The organism is Pseudaquabacterium terrae (assembly GCF_013266755.1).
In the GTDB taxonomy this organism is placed as follows: Bacteria; Pseudomonadota; Gammaproteobacteria; order Burkholderiales; family Burkholderiaceae_C; genus Pseudaquabacterium; species Pseudaquabacterium terrae.
The window spans coordinates 265,052-282,190 of record NZ_JABRWJ010000001.1; the positions used below are offsets into that span (position 1 = coordinate 265,052).

The 17,139-nt window shown below is 74.3% G+C and carries 14 protein-coding genes; 1 reads left to right on the top strand and 13 read right to left on the bottom strand.

Annotated features, from left to right (window positions below):
* Positions 1–31: 31 nt before the first annotated feature.
* The 13 genes from HLB44_RS01260 to HLB44_RS01320 all read right to left on the bottom strand — a co-directional run bounded on the left by HLB44_RS01260 (position 32) and on the right by HLB44_RS01320 (position 16,111).
* Complete coding sequence (locus HLB44_RS01260; RefSeq protein WP_173119795.1) at positions 32–208, bottom strand: hypothetical protein; 177 nt, start codon at positions 206–208, stop codon at positions 32–34.
* Positions 209–374: 166 nt separating this feature from the next.
* Entirely contained in the window at positions 375–2,885 is a 2,511-nt protein-coding gene (locus HLB44_RS01265; RefSeq protein WP_173119797.1) for a serine/threonine protein kinase, read from the bottom strand.
* Positions 2,886–2,958: 73 nt separating this feature from the next.
* Positions 2,959–3,798 (bottom strand): PP2C family protein-serine/threonine phosphatase, encoded by an 840-nt coding sequence (locus HLB44_RS01270; RefSeq protein WP_173119799.1) that lies wholly within the window; start codon positions 3,796–3,798, stop codon positions 2,959–2,961.
* A gap of 15 nt (positions 3,799–3,813) precedes the next feature.
* On the bottom strand, positions 3,814–5,331 hold the full coding sequence (locus HLB44_RS01275; RefSeq protein ID WP_173119801.1) for an FHA domain-containing protein: 1,518 nt from the start codon (positions 5,329–5,331) through the stop codon (positions 3,814–3,816).
* A 17-nt stretch (positions 5,332–5,348) separates the two neighbouring features.
* A complete protein-coding gene (locus HLB44_RS01280) occupies positions 5,349–5,678 on the bottom strand; it encodes a hypothetical protein (protein ID WP_173119803.1) in 330 nt (109 codons plus the stop codon).
* Positions 5,675–8,206, bottom strand: a complete 2,532-nt coding sequence (locus tag HLB44_RS01285) for a hypothetical protein (RefSeq protein ID WP_173119805.1) — start codon at positions 8,204–8,206, stop codon at positions 5,675–5,677. The genes HLB44_RS01280 and HLB44_RS01285 overlap by 4 nt, the downstream gene beginning before the upstream one ends.
* A 118-nt stretch (positions 8,207–8,324) precedes the next feature.
* On the bottom strand, positions 8,325–10,664 hold the full coding sequence (locus tag HLB44_RS01290) for an FtsW/RodA/SpoVE family cell cycle protein (RefSeq protein WP_173119807.1): 2,340 nt from the start codon (positions 10,662–10,664) through the stop codon (positions 8,325–8,327).
* Positions 10,664–11,470, bottom strand: coding sequence for a hypothetical protein (locus tag HLB44_RS01295; protein ID WP_173119810.1), 807 nt, complete (start codon positions 11,468–11,470; stop codon positions 10,664–10,666). Before HLB44_RS01295 ends, HLB44_RS01290 begins: the two co-directional genes overlap by 1 nt.
* Positions 11,471–11,640: 170 nt before the next feature.
* Positions 11,641–12,489, bottom strand: coding sequence for a hypothetical protein (locus tag HLB44_RS01300; protein WP_217283498.1), 849 nt, complete (start codon positions 12,487–12,489; stop codon positions 11,641–11,643).
* Positions 12,490–12,528: 39 nt separating this feature from the next.
* Positions 12,529–13,149: an SRPBCC family protein gene (locus HLB44_RS01305; RefSeq protein ID WP_173119812.1), complete on the bottom strand. Its 621-nt coding sequence runs from the start codon at positions 13,147–13,149 to the stop codon at positions 12,529–12,531.
* Positions 13,150–13,320: 171 nt separating this feature from the next.
* The gene (locus tag HLB44_RS01310) at positions 13,321–14,301 is read right to left on the bottom strand and encodes a Bug family tripartite tricarboxylate transporter substrate binding protein (protein ID WP_246312002.1); all 981 of its coding nucleotides are present in this window, start codon (positions 14,299–14,301) and stop codon (positions 13,321–13,323) included.
* Positions 14,302–14,336: 35 nt separating this feature from the next.
* Positions 14,337–15,164 (bottom strand): beta-keto acid cleavage family enzyme, encoded by an 828-nt coding sequence (locus HLB44_RS01315; RefSeq protein WP_173119816.1) that lies wholly within the window; start codon positions 15,162–15,164, stop codon positions 14,337–14,339.
* Positions 15,161–16,111 (bottom strand): 3-hydroxyacyl-CoA dehydrogenase family protein, encoded by a 951-nt coding sequence (locus HLB44_RS01320; RefSeq protein WP_173119818.1) that lies wholly within the window; start codon positions 16,109–16,111, stop codon positions 15,161–15,163. The genes HLB44_RS01315 and HLB44_RS01320 overlap by 4 nt, the downstream gene beginning before the upstream one ends.
* Positions 16,112–16,193: 82 nt before the next feature.
* Between HLB44_RS01320 and HLB44_RS01325 the strand changes: the two genes are divergently transcribed.
* Complete coding sequence (locus HLB44_RS01325) at positions 16,194–17,120, top strand: LysR family transcriptional regulator (RefSeq protein WP_173119820.1); 927 nt, start codon at positions 16,194–16,196, stop codon at positions 17,118–17,120.
* Positions 17,121–17,139: the final 19 nt, after the last annotated feature.

The following is a 17,139-nucleotide window of genomic DNA, read 5'->3' on the forward strand; positions in this document are numbered from 1 at the left end:
GCCGGGCGACCCCGGCCTCGAACGGCGCGCTTCAGGCGGCCGGCGGATCCTTCGAGCGCGTGCGCGACACGCCGGTCATCACGCCGATGCCGATCAGGATCACACAGGCGATGCCGATGTACAGCGCCGGCACGCCGGCAGTGGACAAGCCCCAGGCGATGCCGCCGAGCAGCACCAGAAAGCCGATGAGGTAGAGCGAGAAGGACATGGCAGGCTCCCAACGAGTGGTGTCGGTCCACTCTAGGGACGCCGGCCAGCGCCCCGCATCGGCGGCGGCCGCCACCGCGGGTCGGACTGCGCCTACCTGCCCGTCACGTCCGGGCCCAGGCGGAACACCTCGACGGCTGCGTTGGAGAAGCGGCTTCAGCGCGCCGTCAGCGCGTCGCGGTGGCCCAGTGCGGCGGCCATTCGCAGAACACCGAGCGATCGGTGCGGCCCGATTGCTGCAGGCGCTGCAGCATCGCCTCGACCGAGGGCCGCAGCCGTTCGCCGTGGCGCACCGTCGCGTTGAGCGCCGAGCGGCACAGCCGCTCGGTGTTCGGCGCCACCGCCAGCGCGACGAACCAGGCCTGGCGCGCGTCACGCTCGCGGCCCGACAGCGCACTGGCGACCGCCAGCGTGGTCCAGTCGTCGATGCGGCCGTACGGGTGGCGCGGCTGCGGCGTCGTCAGCGCATGCAGCGCGAGCTGGCGCGCCAGCTCGGGCTGCGCGGGCGGCGTGCGCAGGCGCAGCGCGGCGAGGTCGCCGGCGATCTCGGCGTCGAGCGGATTGGCGGCGAAGGCGCGGCTCATCAGCTCGAGCACCGCTTGCGGATCGCCGCGGCGGCGGAACGCCGCATCGGCGGCCTCGTTCAATTCGCGCGCCTGCTGCACCGAGACCACCGTCAGCGCTTCGGCCGGGGCGAGGCGGATCGCGCTCGCGGCATGGCGGATGCCGTCGTCGTCCTGCGGGCCCTCGGCGCGGCCGGCGGCGAACAGCACGCGCAGCACCAGGCGCTCGGCGCGTTCGGCGATGCGCGGCAGCTCGCGGCTGAGCAGCGCCTGCGCGCGGGCCTGCAGGTCGACCGCCGCCGGGGTGGGCGGCGCGGCCAGCGGCGCGGGCAGCGGTGCCGGTGCGGGGGCCGGGGCAGGCGCCGGTGCGGGGACCGGTGCCGGGTTGGCAACGGGCGCTGGCGCGGCGACTGCCACCGCCACCGGCGCGGGGATCGGTGGTGGCAAGGTCGGCGGCGGACGCGTCGACGCCGGCGCGGGCCGTGCTTCGAGCCACGGCACGGCGCGCCGATCGGGGGCGGTGCGGGCGGCGACGGTCGGCACCACGACGGGCTTCGGTGCCGCCGCGACCGGCGTTCTCACCCGCGTCGATGCGACGTTAGGAGCGCGCGGTGCCGGCCGGCGCGCCGCGCTGCGCGGCGATTCACGCGCCGGCGTGGCCTGAGCCACCGCAGGCGCCGGGGCGGGCGTTGCGGCGGTCGCGCGGGCCGGCGCCGAGGCCACCTCGGCCGGCGCCGACGCCGCCGCCTCGGCGACGACGGGCGCTGCCGGCGCGGCGACGTCCGCCGCATCCGCCACTGCGACGGCGGCCGACGCCGCCGCCATGGGGGGCGTCGCGACGGGCGCCGCAACCGGGGTCGGTGCCGCGGCCGGCGCCGCAGACGCCGGCGTTGCCGCGGCGAGCACCGGCGCACTCGCCACCGACTGCGGCAGCGCGACGTTCGCCGGCGCGGCCGGCGGCGCCAGTGCCCACCACGCCTCGCCGGCCAGCGGCACGCCGACGGCGACGGCCGCAGCGCCGATGCCGGCGCGCCACCACCAGCGCCGCGACGGCGCGTCGGCCGGCGGCGCCATCACTGCGGCGGCGGTCGACGCGCTGATCGGCGCCGCGCCAAGCGGCAGGGCGATGCGGGTGATCGGCGTTGGCGAATCGTCGCGGACCGTCGCCGTGTCGCTGGCCAGCACCCAGCCGCGCCGCAGCGAAATGGCCAGCGGCGCTTCCTCGAGCACCCGCGACGCCACAGCCACGAGCTCGAGGTGCGGCCGCCGCGGCGTCGCGTCCGCGGCATGGATCTCGTGCAGCCGGCGCAGGAAGGCGCGCGCCTGCGCCAGCCGCTGCACGTTCCAGTCGGCGTCCAGCGGCGCGAGCTGGCCGGGCAGATAACGTTCCAGCAGCGCGGCCAGGCTGTAGAGGTCGCAGCGCCAGTCGAGCCGCCGCGTCGGACCCAGCTCGCCACGGCGCGCGGCGTCCAGCGCCGCCAGCAGCCGCGGCGACTGGTAGTCGTAGTCGGGCTGCCGCGCCAGCGGCAGCGCGGTCGCCAGCGGGTCGCCGCAGACCAGCGAGAACGCGAAGTCGATCAGCGCCAGCTGCTCGAAGCGCGGTTTCAGCATCTGGCCGGGGCGCAGTGGATCGAAGTCCACCGGCGCGACCGGAATGCACACGTTGTCGGGCTTCAGGTCCAGGTGCACCAGCCGCAGCTCGTGCACCGTGTCGAGCGCTGCCAGCAGCTGGCGCGCCAGCGCCCACCAGTGTGCGCAGTCGGCAAAGACATGCGGCAGCACCCCGTCCTCGCGCTGCACCGGCAGCAGCGTCGCCCAGTGGTCGACGGTGACGCCGGCATCGAAGGTCTGCACGATCGCCGGCTCGCCCGGCGCGCCGCGGTCGAAGCGCACCACCTCGGCGACGCAGCCGATGCCGTGGCCGACCAGCCGCGCCAGGATGCGCCACTCGCGCTCGGTCCAGATCCGGAAGTCACCGGCATCGGTGGCCAGGAATCGCTTGGTGTAGCGGCGGCGCTCGCCCGGCCGGGCTTCCTCGCGGAAGACCTCGACATGGCGGCCGGTGACCATGCGCAGGCGGCTGCGGCCGAACACGCGGTCGAGATCAGAGCTCACGATGCCCCCTTTGGCGCGCTGCGCCTTCCCCGCGCGGGGGAGAAATCCGCTTGCCGGCGGCCGAGCGGCGGCTTCACTTCTTCGCTCCTCGCCGCGACCACGGCAGCGCAAAGCCGCCATGGCGCAGCAGCAGCACGGTCGCGTCGTCGGCGCTGCCGTTGCTGCGCGCCAGCGCGACCAGCGCGTCGCAGCGCTGCGCCAGGCTGCCGCCCGCCGTGCCGAGCACGCGGCCGAGCGCGAGCGCTTCGACGTGCTTGTGCACGCCGTCGCTGCACAACATCAGCAGCTCGCCTTGCGCGAGCTCGCAGGGCACGACGTTGGCGCCCAGCGTCGCGCCATTGCCGACCATGCGCGCCGGATCGTCGGGCGAGCTGCCGGGCGGTGGCGTCTCGTTGAGGTGGCGGAAGCTGTCGTCCTGCGTCAGCAGGCTCGCGCTGCCGCCGCCGGCGCCGATGCGGTAGGCGCGGCAATCGCCGACCCACCCGACCAGCCAGCGCGAGGCCAGCAGGTTCGCCGGTGCCGCGAGCACCAGCGTCGCGGCGCCCGGCGCGTCGGCGCGGCGCTCGATGTAGCGCTTGATCGCGCGGTCGGCGTCCAGCACCGCCTGGCGGATGCGCTGCGCATCGATGCGCTGCACATCGAGGCTTCGATGCAGCCGCGCCACCAGCTGCCGGCTCGCGGTGCGCGCGAGCGCCCCGCCGCCGACGCCGTCGGCAACGACGAAGAGCCGGCCGGCGCGCTCGGGCGTGCTGTGCGCGTCTTCGTTGAGCGCATGCGCGCTGCCGCAGGTGCTGGCAGCGGCAAATTCGATGCGTGCCCAGGCCGCGCTGTGGGCCAGCGCTTCGTCGCTGCCGGCGACGGCATCGGGCCGCAGCGGCGGCGGCTCCAGCGGCGTGATCGGTGTGCAGGGCATGGTCGGCTTTCGGTGTCAGTCGCGCGCGCTGCGCCGCAGCTGCAGCACACAGCCCACGTCGGCCGGCGCGACGGCGCCGAGCACCAGCGTCTCGCCGATGCGCCAGCGCACGCGCGTGCCGGCGTCGTGGCGCACGCCGTCGAGCAGCACGCCGTTGTCGCCGTGCACCTGCAGCAGCACGCCGTCGTCCTGCGCGTCGAGCGCGATCACGTCGAGGTGGTGGCCGGAAACGCCGTCGTGCCGACGGTCGACCACCAGCGACTGGTTGCGCGAGCGGCCGACGCTCACCGGCAGTGCCTCGGCGCGCAGCGCCAGCACGACCGTCGCGCCCGAGGGCGTGGTCATCGCGATGCTGAACGCCGCGGCCGGTGGCGCGACGCCGTGGATCGCCGTCAGCGGCGTGCGCGGCACGCGCTGCGGCATTCTTTGCGGCACCTCGGCGATCGGCGTGATCGGCGGCGCTGCGGCGGCGGCGCGCAGCGCCAGGCGCGGATAGTCGGCGGCCGGCCCGTCACCGCGCGCCGACAGCACCAGCCGCGCGCCGTCGGCCAGGCGCAGCGGCGGCGCGCCGTCGCCGGTCGCCGGGGCGTCGCGCCGGCCCTCGATGCGCACGCCGTTGGTCGAGCCGGCATCGCCGACCCACCAGCTGCCGTCGTCGATCCACAGCTCGGCATGGCGGCGGCTGGTGTAGGTGCCGCGCAGCACGATGTCGCAGCCCTCGCCCTTGCCGATCACGTAGCGGCGCCCGGGCACGACGGTGGGCAGCACGACGCGGCGCCGGCCGTCGGCATCCTCGACGTCGAACTCGCAGCGCTGGCCGGCCAGCGGCGTCAGCGGCGCCGACGACACCACGGCGGGGCGCTGCACCGGCGCCGCGGTCGCGGCCGGCGCCGTGTCGACCTCGCTCCAGCGGCCGATCAGCTCGACCTCGTAGGCCGGCGCCAGCCCCGGCGGCCGCGGATCGGCCAGCGTCGCGAGCAGGTCGGCGTAGTCCTCGGCGGCGCCGGGCGCGCCGGCGGCCTCGGCCGCGCCACCGCGCGCATCGGCCAGCCCGGCGAACTGCGACAGGTCGATCGCTGCCGCGTTCGGCAGCCCGGCGATCACTTCACGCGCCAGATAACGCTTGACCTGCTCGGGCTTGAACTCGCGCATGAACTGCTGCAGCCGCTCGCGCGCCGCGTCGTCGTCGCCGCTGCAGTGCACCGCGATCGAGGTCAGCACGAAGCGGTCGCGGTCGGCGATCGCCAGGTGCAGCCGCAGCTGGCTGACGATGAAGTGCTCGAGCTCGGCGCGCACCGCGCCGATCAGCGGCGCATAGGCGCCCAGGTGCGCGGCCGCCGCCAGCGTCGGCTCGATCGCGCGGCGCTCGGCGGCCGGGCCGGGCGCGGCATGGCCCGGCGACTCGCTTTCGCCGAACGCCGCGAGCGAGGGCTCGAACGCGGTGTCGCGCGGCGGCAGGTCGACGCGCGACAGCAGTCCCTTCAGCCGCTGCGCCCGGCGCACGCGGTGGATAACCCATGATTTGAGCGACATCGCGGTCTTCCTCGAGTTCATTTGCGGTAGGCGATCACCAGCGTGGCGAGCGGTCCGGCGGCGCGCAGCCGGCGCAGCCGCGGCGCGCTGGGCAGGCCGTAGCCGGCCAGGCGGGCGACGAAGCGGCCCCAGGCCGGCTGCAGCGCATCGCCGGCGTCGACGCGGCGCTTCAGCGCCGGCAGCGACAGGTCGATCTGCAGCGCGATGCGCGAGACATCGCCGATGCCGACGATCGCGCGCCGCAGCGTGTCCTCGAGGTCGGCCAGGCAGCGCTCGAACGGGCCGTCGAAGGTCCAGACCAGCGGCATCGGCAGCGCCGCGGCGGGCTTCATCGGGGCGCTCTTCATGGCGCGGCTGCGGCAATGGCGCCGACCTGCCGGCCGGCGATCTGCAGCGCGATCTCGGCCGCCGGGTTCGGCCCGCGGTCGCCGGCGCCGTGCACCTGGCCGCTGGCGCGATGCCAGTTGCGCTCGGTCAGCACGGCGATCGCCTTGGTCCACGGGCCGGTGGGCTCGCTGCGCCAGGCGGCGACGTACCACTTGTAGGGCCGCAGCGAGCTGCAGGCGGCGGCCGGCTTGTCCTTGTCCTTGGCCAGCTTCTTCGCCGCGGCGGGGTCGCGGCACAGCAGCGCCAGCTCGTCCAGCGTCAGGCCGTCGCTCGGAAAGCTCGGCGTGCCGGTCTTGCCGGCCAGCCACTCGATGCCGCGGCAGCGCTTGGCGTCGAACACCTGCTCGCAGGCGCTGCGGGCGGTGCCTTCGCGGTGGCTGTGCGCGAGGCCGCTCAGGATGATTTCGGCCGCTTCCCGCGTGATGCCGACCGGCCGCGGCTCGGCCAGGCCCCAGCGCGTGACCGCGGCGTTGAGCGGCGTGCCGCCGACGCCGTGCAGGCGCTCGACCAGGTAGGGCCGGCGCAGCGCCGGCTGGCCGTTCGCCGCCGCGGCCAGCGTACTCATCATGCCGGCGACACCCAGCGCGCTGGCGCGCGCATGGCCCTGGCCCCAGCCCTCGGCAACGACATCGACCACCGCGCCGCCGCGGCATTTCTCCCAGTCGTCGTCGCTGCCGCGCGCACCGTCGGCGCCGGCCGCGCAGCGCCGCAGGATGCCGGCGTCGAGCGCCGCCGGCGGCCGCAGCCGCATCGGCGCACCGAGCTTCGCGCCCTGCGGCTCGCTCATCAGCCGGCCGTAGGCGATCGGCGTCGCCAGCGGTTGCACCAGGCCGGCCTCGGCGGTGGCATCGATCGCGCGGCCGAACAGCAGGTCGTGGCGGCCGCAGGGATCGCCGGCGCCGGCCGCGATCGCTTCGGCGCAGCCGGCGTTCCAGCCGAAACGCTGCGCCGCGGCCTGCACCTCCCACGGGCGGCGGCACGGCTGCTCGCCGCCGTCGATGCACATCATGCGGTCGAGAAAACGGGCCGAGTCCGAGCGCATCAGCTCGCCGCGCAGGCTGTGGCGCGCCGGTGCACCGGGGCGTTGCATCGCGCTGCGCTCGGCGGCCAGCAGGCGCGCGCCGGCGCCTGCGTCGGCGAGGAAGGACGCGGCCATGATGGGCTTGATCGTCGAGGCCGGCATCGCGTCGTGGTAGACGGCCGGGTTCAGCAGCGCATCGGGCCGGTAGCGCACGGGATAGGGCAGGCGCTTGTCGCAGTGCGCCTCGCGCCCGGGGCCGTCGACCTCCTGGCGCGCGCACGGCGACAGCCCGCCGGCCAGCGCCTCGATGCGGCCGGAGGCGACATCGATCACCGCGACTGCCGCCATGCGCACCATCGCGCCTTCGAGCAGCTTGTGGCCGGGCGGCCGCGCGCCGTCCTCGGCGCGCTGGATGCCGAGCGCGCGGCAGATGTCGTGGCTGCCGCTGTAGCAGGCGGCGGTCTTCTGCGCCAGCGCCTGCAGCGCCGGGTCGATCGTCAGCTGCAGCGAGAAGCCGACGTCGATCGGCGCGCCGTCGAGCACGATGCGGTTCGCGCCGTAGCGGTAGCCCGACGGATCGTCGGCCGGCGTCGCCTCGCCTTCGGTGTACAGCCGGTACAGCGCGCGCGAAGGCTGGCGCAGCGCTTCGAGCGGCGCGAGCATCGTCATCAGCGACGGCGGCACGCTCCAGCGCGCATCGTCGGCGGCCAGCGGTCCCACCGGCTCGCCGGGCAGGGTGATCGGGGGCGGGAGCGGCGACGGGAGCGAAGGCACGGACGCCGCGGCCATCGCCGGCAGCGTGCACAGCCGCGCCTGCGCGGCGCCGGCCGCGAGCACATGGCTGGGGGCGGCCGGATCGCCGTCGCGCTGGCCGAGGTAGATGCAGCCGGCGATGCCGTTCCACGGATTGCGGCGCATCACATGGCGCGCGGTGATCTCGACCTGCTGCTGCGGCGCCCAGCGCGCCAGCGCCGCCTGCGGCACCGTGCCGCGCCAGGCCAGCGCATCGAGCATGCGCGCATCGGCCCGCGCCAGCGCGGCGAGCGCGCGCGCCAGGTCGGCGCAGCCGAGGCGGAAGCGCTGGCCCGGGTACTGCGGCGCTTCGAGCGTCGCTGCCAGCGCGGCCCCGGCCGCATCGAACCAGCGTGTCGCGTCCAGGCCTAGCTTGTTTTCGACGCGGCCGTTGGGGCGCGTGCTGAAGCGCAGCAGCGCGGCATCGACGCTCGCGAGCTGCGCGCCGACCTGCGTCGCATCCCAATCGCGCGCACACGCGGGCAACGCCTGCAGCACGGCATCGGCGCCGGCGGCCGGCGCTGCAAAGCCGGCTGCATCGCGGCGCACGATCGCCTGCTCGAAGGTCTTCAGCGCCGCGACATGGCGCACGCTGACGTAGCGGTCGCCGTGCTGCTCGTCGGCCGGTCGGATCACGGCGACCAGCAGCAGCACGCCCAGCAGCACCGGCAGCACCGCGAGGCTCGCGGCGATGGCCAGGTCGAGGAGAGAGTCGACCCCTACAGCCCTGCGGGCTGGTCCCCCAAGGGGATCAGTCCGACCGGGAGACCCGGATCGGACTGGGCGTCTGCTCTCAACCATCACGCGCCTCCGGCGGCAGGTCGACGGTCAGCGCCAGCGCGAGGAAGCCGAGGTTGACCAGCAGCGAGCTCATGCCGTAGCTGACGAAGGGGAAGGTGACGCCGGTCAGCGGCAGCACGGCGAGGTTTCCGGCAACGGTGACTGCGAGCTGGCACAGACTCAGCACGACCCAGCCGACGGCCAGCCAGCTCAGCAGCGCCTGGCCGTCGTGCGCGAAACGGCCGTTGCCCAGCGCGATGAGCCGCGGCTCGCCGCGCGTGACGCGGCCATGGCGGCGGATCAGCCGGTGCAGCCACAGGGCGGTGCCGAGCGTTGCGCCCCAGGCGGCCGCGGCGCCGAAGACGCCGACGATGGCGGTGAAGGTGTAGTCGCTGTGGATCTGCGCGGGCACGCCGCTGCATTGCGCCGCCGGCGCATGGCCGCACCACGGCACCGCGCCGAGCCCGTAGCCCTGCGGCGGTGCGGCGCGCTGGAACCACGACACCAGCGCCAGCTGGTCGTTGGTCGAAGCCAGCGGCGCGGCCAGGCTCTCGAGCCGCGCGGCGGTCACTGCATCGACCTGGCCGGCCTGGAACAGCGCCGCGGTGATGGCGACGATCCAGCCGACGAACAGCAGCAGCGCCAGCGCCACCGCACCCGCGCTGCCGCCGCCGCGCAGCTGCCACCACATCGCGAAGGCCGCGCCGACGAAGGCGCCCGAGGCGTAGGCGGCGATCAGCAGCGGGCCCATGTCGCGCGTGATCACCATCGCGCCGACCAGCATGCCGACGACAAAGAAGAGTGGCCATGCATAACGCCAGAGCGACACGTCCATGGCGTCGCCGGCGGCCAGCCGGCGGGTGAGCGGCCCGGCGCGCAGCAGGAAGAACCAGGCCGCGCCGACGATCAGCCAGATGCGGCCGAGCTCGGAGGTCAGCTGGCGCAGGTTCTTCAGCAGCAGGCCGAAGACCAGCAGCGCCACGGCCGCGCCAAGCAGCAGCACGAGGGCCGCCAGCAGCGGCGGCAGCCAGGCCGCGCTGCGGCGTCGCCACGCGCCGGCCAGCGCCAGCGCACGGCCGAGCGCACGCGCCAGCGGCCGGCGGCCGAAGCCCAGCAGCGAGAACACCAGCATGCCAAGCCACAGGTGCCCCTGGTGGTACAGCGCCAGGTAGCGGTTCAGCGCGTGGCCATGCGCCGACAGCTCCAGCAGCAGCAACCAGCCGAGGCCGGTGGCCAGCGCCAGGCCGGCGAAACCGGCGCGTGAGCTCAGCGTCGCCGTGGGTGCGGCAGCGGCTGGGCGGCGCACCAGCGCGGCGCCGATCAGCAGCAGTCCGGCGAGCGCGAACGCGATGACGAAGGGGGCCGGCGCGCTGGTCCATGCGGCCTCGGCGCGCCCGGGCTCGAAGGCCCGCGCACCGGCCAGCGGCCACGGCACGCGCGCGGCCCACGCGGCGAGGCTCCACAGTCCCAACGCCACGCCGGCGCCCAGCAGCGCCGAGCGCGCGCGCCGGCTCCACAGCAGCATGGCGTAGCTCAGCAGCAGCGCCGCGCCCCACTGCGAGCCGGCTGAGCGGAACAAGGCGCGCGTCGCTTCATTCTTGCGCGCGCGAACCAGCGACTGGCGCGCGTCGGCCATCAGCGTCGCCGTGGCGGCGAGTGCGGCTGCACCGTCGGCGGCGCAGCCGCTGACCGCCGGCGCAGCGAGCGGCGCCGCCGCGCTGGGCAGCGTGCGGCCATCGAGCGCTGCGGCCAGCAGCAGCAACGCGTCGGCGCGTGCGGCGTCGTCGCCGTCTGCCAGCGCTGCGCGGGTCCATTGCAGCGCGCATTGCAAGGGGCGCGGCGCGCCGGCGTCGCCGCCCTGCAGCTGGTAGCGATCGAGGTAGGGCTGCATGTCGGCCTCGATCGCGGCGATCGCGTCGGCCGACGCGCGCACCGCGCCGACACCCTCGTGCTGGCGCAGCCGCAGTGCGTCGAGCCGCGCCTGCGCATCCGCCACCGGGGCACCGAACGCGCGCGCCGCGCGCGCGACGGCCTGCTGCAGCTCGGGCGGCAGCGCGGTGGGCACCGTGCCGCCCGCGGCGCCGCGCGTGCCGCACAGCGCATCGCGCAAGGTGGACCGCATCGTCACGGCGGCACACACCGACGGCAGCACCGGCGCGGGCAGGCCTTCGACCTCGATCCCGCGTGGCGCATAGCGCGCGCCGCGGCCTTCGCCGAAATCGGCCACCCGCTCGAAGGCCGGCCACAGCAGCACCAGCACCGCCAGCAGCGCCAGCGCTTCGGTCGCCGGCGCCAGCGCACGCGCCCACCGCCCGGGGCGCGCCGGCGCGGCGCTGGCCAGGGCGATGGTCATCACGGTGCCCGGCGCGAAGAGGAGGGCTCGGCGAGGCGCTCGGAGCGCGCACCGCCCAGGTTCGCGCCGAGCACGATGGTGTCGCCGACCTTGAATGGCGGCGTGTGTTCGTAGCTGCGGATCAGCCGGTCGCCGCCGGGCAGCCGCAACACCACCTCGTGACTCGTGCGCGCAACGGGCCGCCCGACGGCATGGTCGACCGATTGGGTGATGCGCGCGAGATGGCGATCGACCGGGCCGCCGATGCGCTCGCCGAACAGGCTGGTGAGCAGGCCACCGGACGGTGGCTCGGGTTCGACCTGGCGGATCGATTCGACGAGCGCGCAGTCGTCGCACAGGCGCGCCCGCGGCGGCGCCACCGCGGGCGGCAACATCCGGGGCGCGGGCGGTGGCGGGGGTGCGACTTCACGCGGCGGCAAGCTGGCGACCGGCGCGGGCTCGTCGCCCAGCACCAGGCGCTCGGCGAGCGTCGCCTGCACCTCGCGTTCCCCGAGCTGCAGCATCGCGGTGACGCGGGCATCCGGTGTGATGCGGTCGTGCTCGTCGATCCAGTAGCGGCCGTCGTAGACGCCGGGCTGCACTTCACGCAATTCCAGGCTGCGCTGCGCACCCTCGATCCACAGCACGGCGCGGCCGCCGGGTGTGCCGAACAGGCTGAAGGTGAGGCCGACGCCGGGCGCCAGCGCATCGACGCGCTCGACATCCAGCGTTTCGATGCGCAGCGTGGCCGCCCTGACCGCGACACTGAAGCACAAGACCAGCAGCGCCGACGACAGGCCCACGACGAACCGGCGCACGAACGACATAACCCCTCCCGGGCGGGCTTCGAGGGAACCAACGACGAGGCCGGAGCAGCGGCTGCGGCCGAAGTCTTAAGCGTTCGAGAGGGGCTGTGGGCCGACAGGATTTGCCCGCGGCGCGGACTCGGTTTCGATAGTCGCACCGTGTTGCATTTGCTTTACGTTGCTACGCAATGTCACCGCAGCGGTGCCGAGCGGCCGGGCCAGTAGCTGCCGGCATAACCCCGGTACGGATTGCCGTAGACCGCTCGGCCGGCGTGGCGGTGCTCGTCCATGAAGGCAATCACCGCGGCCGGCGTACCGCCCTTGAACATCTCCTTCAGGATGCCCTCGGGTAACAGCTCGCGGTAGCGCACGGGCAGCCCGGCATAGGCCGCGCCTTCGGCCAGGTCGAGCGGCAATTCGGTCGGATCGAAGAAGCGCGCTTCGCCGAATTCGCTGTCGTGATGCGCGCGCACGCGCTTGGCGGCATCGAGGATGCCTTCGATCACGTCGGACAGCGCGCGGCCGCTCATCAGGGCCCGCCATGACGCGCGCAGGAACAGCAGCTCGTCGGGATCGACGCCCGGGCATTCACCCTGGTAGGCGGCGGTCAGGCAGTGGTCGCTGGCGGCGAGCAGGCGCTGCGTGGCGGTCGGCTCGCGCTCCAGCAGCTCGAGCACCTGACCGAGCGACGAACCGCGCAGGTAGTGCTCGGGCATCAGCTCGTAACCCGCGTCGCCGGGATGGTGATGATCGACCCGCGCGATCGGCTCGTGGCCCTGCAAGCGGCATTCGACGAACACTGCCGGCGTCTTCGGCGCCAGCACCGCCGGCCGCGGCACCCGGTCCGGCCCGACCCGCACCACCGCGTCGGCCTCGTAGGCCGTGCGCGGGCTGCAGCGCCGGCGGCCCTTGGCCGCATGCACCCAGGGGTGGCCGGCATCGTCGACGATGCGCTCGATCTCGCGCATCTCGGGGTCCTGGGCGCCCAGCACGAAGGTGCTGTTGGGGTCGAGCACGAAGCTTGTGTGGGGGTCGCTCACGAGCGGATCTTGCGCTGCGGGTGGGGCAGGCGCGAGAGCCTATTCCCCCGCGGCGGCCTCGCCTTGCCGGCGCTGCGCCTCGGCCTGGCGCGCAGCTTCGGTCGGCGCGACGCCGGACTCGGCGAACTGCTTCATGCGCTTCAAGTCGTCGTCGATCTCCTGCTGCGGATCGCGGCCGAGCAGCGTGGCCACCGCGTGGCTGAGCGCGCCTTGCGGCACGCGGTACACGAAACGCACGCTGACGCGGGTGCCCTCGCCGGCGGGCTCGAGCCGCACGCAGGCGATCTGCTCGATCGCCGCATCGGCGGTGCTGCGCCAGCAGAGCAGTCGCGAGGGCACACGATCGGTCAGCTCCGACATCCATTCCAGCCGCAGGCCGGCCGGGCCTTCGGCGATCCAGTGCGAGCGCCCGTCGCCGAGCGGCCGCGCCTCCTTCACGTGCGAGAGGAAGCGCGGGTAGTTTTCGCAGTTCGACCAGATCTCGAAGACGCGCTCGGGCGTCGCGTCGATGAGCAGGCTGGCTTCGATGTCGATGTCGCCATCGTTGGCAGCGCGCCGGCGGGCGCCGCGGCCGCGGCCGACCAGCGCCAGCAGCATCAGGGCGGCTCCGGCTCCGGCAATCATCAACAGAGCGCCCGGCCGGTCGAATCGATGAGTCATGGGAATTCCTTCGGGCTGCGCCCTCCGGAATTCGCCCTTCGGGCGGCCGGGCGGGCTCGTGGCAGGTCCTTTCGCGGTTTCGGACCAGGGTTGTCCTGGACAGGGCAAGGACCGTACCGGCCGGCGGCCGGTCGTGACCGGGTGTCAGCGTGCCACCGGCGACCGACGAACTCAATCCACCGTCGCCCCCGACTCCCGCACCACGCGCCCGAGGCGGACCGATTCGGTGTGGATCAGCTGGCCGAACTGCTCCGGCGTGCCGCCGACCACCGGCGTGCCCAGCGCTTCCCACTTCGCGCGGAAGGCCGGGTCCTTGAAGGTCTCGTTCAGCACGCTGTTGAGTTTGTCGATGATCGGCCGCGGCGTGCCGGCGCGCACGGCGATGCCGTGCCAGGCGGTCAGCTCGAAGTTCGCCAAGCCGGCCTCGGCCATCGTCGGCACCTGCGGCATCTGCGGGCTGCGCCTGGCCGAGGTCACCGCGATCGGCACCAGCTTGCCGGACTGGATGTGCTGCGCCGAGCTGGCGATGATGTCGAACATCACCTTGACCTGGCCGCCGAGCAGGTCGTTCAGCGCCGGGCCCGCGCCCTTGTACGGCACGTGCGACAGCTTCATCGACATCGCCTTCGCATAGAGCTCGCCGGCCAGGTGCTGCGGCGTGCCATTGCCGGCGGAGGCGTAGCTGAAATCGTCGGGCCGCGCCTTCGATTGCGCGATGAAGTCCTTCAGCGTCTTGATGCCGAGCGACGGATGCACCTCGAGCACCAGCGGGAACGACGAGATCTGGATCACCGGCGCGAGGTCGCTCAGCGCGCTGAACGGCATCGTGCGGTAGAGGTTCTGGTTCACCGCCATCGGGCCGCTGGCGGCGAGCAGGATCGTGTGGCCATCGGCCGGCGCATGGCGTGCGACCTCGGCGCTGCCGACGTTGCCGCCGGCACCGGGCTTGTTGTCGATGACCACCGCGACGCCGAGCCGCGTCTGCAGCTCGGGCTGCAGCAGCCGCGCCATCAGGTCGGTCGGCCCGCCCGGCGGGTAGGGCACGACGAAGCGCAGCGGCTTCGACGGGAAGGTCTGGGCGCCGACGGGTCCGAAACACAGCGCGGCCAGGCCGAGCGCGGTGATGCGGCGCAGACGATGAATCGATCGCATGGGAGTCTCCTTCGCCTTGATGGCGGTCATTCGGTTCAGCGGGGGGCGAGAAAGCGTGCGCGCACGTCGTCCGCCGTCGCCAGCGGGCGGCCGATCGCGCGCGCCGCGTCGGCCGCCTGCGCCACCAGCGCGGCGTTGTCGGGGGCCAGCGTGCCGTCCTTCAAGAGCAGGTTGTTCTCGAAGCCGACCCGCACGTGGCCGCCGAAGCACGCCGCCGCGGCCGCGCAGGCCAGCTCGGCGGCGCCGAACGCGCACAGGGCCCAGGGCTCGGGCCCGCCATGCGCCTGCAGGAACGGCAGCAGGTCGCGCGGCGACGAGGTCTGGATGCGGCTGTAGCGGCCGAGCACGAAGAGCAGGAACCAGGGCGCGTCGGGCAGCGTGCCGGCGGCCTGCAGCCGCTGCCAGCGCGCCAGGTCGGCGGCGTCGTACAGGATCACCTGCGTCATCACGCGCTCGCGCTGCAACCAGCCGAAGAACGCGGCCAGCGCGGCTTCGCCGAGCGCCGGCTGGTCGAGCTCGCGCAGCGCAACCGAGACCGCTTCCGGCCGCAGCGAGCGGACCATCGCGATCTGCTCGTCGGCCTGGTAGCGGCCGGCCGCTTCGCTGGTGACCTGCAGCACCAGCGTGTCGCCGACGGCCGCGCGCACGGCGTCGAGCGCGGCGCGGTAGCCGGCGACATCCAGGCTGTGGCGGCCGTCGGCATCGCGGATATGGAGGTGCAGCATCGCCGCACCGGCGTCGCGGCAGCGCGCCGCCTCGCGGGCGATCGCCTGCGGCGTCAGCGGCAGCGCGGGATGCTCGCGGGCCTGCTTGTAGGCGCCGTTCGGCGCGACGGTGATGATCAGCGGGTCGAGAGCAGTCATGGCTTGATCGGTGGCAGCTCGTCGGCCAGCAGCTCGAGGCCGCGGCGCAGCAGCCGGTCATAACGACCACGTTCAGCGGCAGCGCGCTCGGGCGGCCAGTCGAAGAAGCCGCCGCCCGACTTGATGCCGAGGCGGCCGCGCTGCACCTGCTCGCGCAGCACGCGCGCCGGCTCGCCGGCATTGGCGAGGGTCGGGTAGATCGTCGCCGCGGCGGCGCAGTGCACGTCGAGCCCGGCGTGGTCGCGCTGCAGCACCGGACCGGCGGCGAGAAAGCGGAAACCGAAGCCGAAGCGCACCGCCGCGTCGACATCCTCGGGCGTGGCGACGCCCTCGTCGATCAGCGCGAAGGCCTCGCGCGCCAGCGCATGCTGCAGCCGGTTGGCCAGGAAGCCGGGCTTGTCCTTGCGCACCAGCACCGGCACGCTGCCGCAGCCGCGCATCAGCGTCATCAGCCGCTCGGCGCCGGCCTCGTCGCTGTTCGCGCCGAGCACCACCTCGACCAGCGGCACCAGGTGCGCCGGCATGAAGAAGTGCAGCCCGTACATGCGCTGCCGGCCGGCCAGGCCCTGCGCGATCGTGCTGATCGGCAGGCTCGAACTGTTGCTGGCCAACAGCGCCTCGGCCGGCGCGCGTCGGCTCAGCTCGGCGAAGAGGCGCTGCTTGGCCGGCAGCTGCTCGGGGATGCATTCGATCACCAGTTGCACCGCCGGCCAGTGAACTTCGTCCAGGCTGGCGACCGCCGTGACCCCCGCGGCCCGCGCGCCGAGCCCTTGCGGCGCCAGGCAGTCGCTGACGTGCGGTGCCAGCCGCGCGCGCTTGTCGGCGTGGGGCTCGACGACGGTCACCGTGTGGCCGCCGCGCGCCAGCACCACGGCGACGTCGGCGCCCATCGTGCCGCCGCCGACGATCACGGTCTGCTGCGGCGGGCGTTGGGGCTGTGTTTCCATCGCGGTCTCCTGCTGGGTTGATGGCACTCTACGAAGGGGTGATTGATACGTCCATTCGCATTTCGGGATAAATTGATCGCCGATGTTGATCAATTGGTCGATTCGCGAAATCGACGTCTTCCTGGCGCTGGCCGAGACGCTGAACTACCGCCGCGCGGCCGAGCGCGTGCACCTGTCGCAGCCGGCGGTGTCCGGCGTGATCGCGCGCTTCGAGCAGAGCCTGGAGGCGAAGCTGTTCGACCGCAGCACGCGCTCGGTGCGACTGACCGCGGCCGGCCAGGCGCTGCTGGAGCAGGCGCGGCTCTTGCGCGCGAACGTCGATGCCGCGGCGCAGGCGGTGCGCGACGTGGTCGAGCTGCGCTCGGGCCGTGTGCGCTTGGCCGTGCTGCCGTCGCTGGCCGCCACCGCCGCGCCGGTGGCCATCGCGCGCTTCGCCGCCGCGCATCCGCTGGTGCGCCTCGAGATGCTCGACACGTTGTCCAGCCCGGCCTTCGACCTGGTGCGCGCCGGCCAGGTCGACTTCGCGCTGACCGCGGCCAACCCGGACTATGCCGACCTGGTCTACACGCCGCTGGTCGCCGACCGCTTCGTGCTGCTGCTGCCGCTGGCGCACCGGCTCGCGCGCGGGCGGCGGCCGCTGCGCTGGATCGACACCGTGGAGCTCGAGCACATCTCGATGCCGCAGCCGACCAGCGTGCGCCAGTACGCCGACGCGGCCTTCCTGCACCACGGCCGGCGCTTCGAGCCGCGCTACGAGGTCGAGCACCTGGCGACGATCAACGCGATGGTCGCCGCCGGCCTCGGCGTCGCGGCGCTGCCGGAGCTGGCGGCGCTGGTGGCACGCGGCAACAGCGTGACGCAGCGCCGCCTGGTCGATCCCGACCTGCCGCGGCCGATCGGCCTGGTGACGCCGCAGGGCCGCAGCCTGTCGCCGGCGGCCGCCGCGATGGTGGCGCTGCTGAAGGAGGAGATCGAGCGGTTGGTCAGCGCGCGGGTGACGCGCCGCTGACCCGCCGCGGGATACTGGT

Bases quoted from the DNA above. Each gene is read 5' to 3' on its own strand.
- HLB44_RS01280 (WP_173119803.1), bottom strand. From the start codon at position 5,678: ATGAAGAGCGCCCCGATGAAGCCCGCCGCGGCGCTGCCGATGCCGCTG.
- HLB44_RS01315 (WP_173119816.1), bottom strand. From the start codon at position 15,164: ATGACTGCTCTCGACCCGCTGATCATCACCGTCGCGCCGAACGGCGCC.
- HLB44_RS01295 (WP_173119810.1), bottom strand. From the start codon at position 11,470: ATGTCGTTCGTGCGCCGGTTCGTCGTGGGCCTGTCGTCGGCGCTGCTG.
- HLB44_RS01260 (WP_173119795.1), bottom strand. From the start codon at position 208: ATGTCCTTCTCGCTCTACCTCATCGGCTTTCTGGTGCTGCTCGGCGGC.
- HLB44_RS01320 (WP_173119818.1), bottom strand. From the start codon at position 16,111: ATGGAAACACAGCCCCAACGCCCGCCGCAGCAGACCGTGATCGTCGGC.
- HLB44_RS01305 (WP_173119812.1), bottom strand. From the start codon at position 13,149: ATGACTCATCGATTCGACCGGCCGGGCGCTCTGTTGATGATTGCCGGA.
- HLB44_RS01275 (WP_173119801.1), bottom strand. From the start codon at position 5,331: ATGTCGCTCAAATCATGGGTTATCCACCGCGTGCGCCGGGCGCAGCGG.
- HLB44_RS01270 (WP_173119799.1), bottom strand. From the start codon at position 3,798: ATGCCCTGCACACCGATCACGCCGCTGGAGCCGCCGCCGCTGCGGCCC.
- HLB44_RS01325 (WP_173119820.1), top strand. From the start codon at position 16,194: ATGTTGATCAATTGGTCGATTCGCGAAATCGACGTCTTCCTGGCGCTG.
- HLB44_RS01290 (WP_173119807.1), bottom strand. From the start codon at position 10,664: ATGACCATCGCCCTGGCCAGCGCCGCGCCGGCGCGCCCCGGGCGGTGG.
- HLB44_RS01310 (WP_246312002.1), bottom strand. From the start codon at position 14,301: ATGCGATCGATTCATCGTCTGCGCCGCATCACCGCGCTCGGCCTGGCC.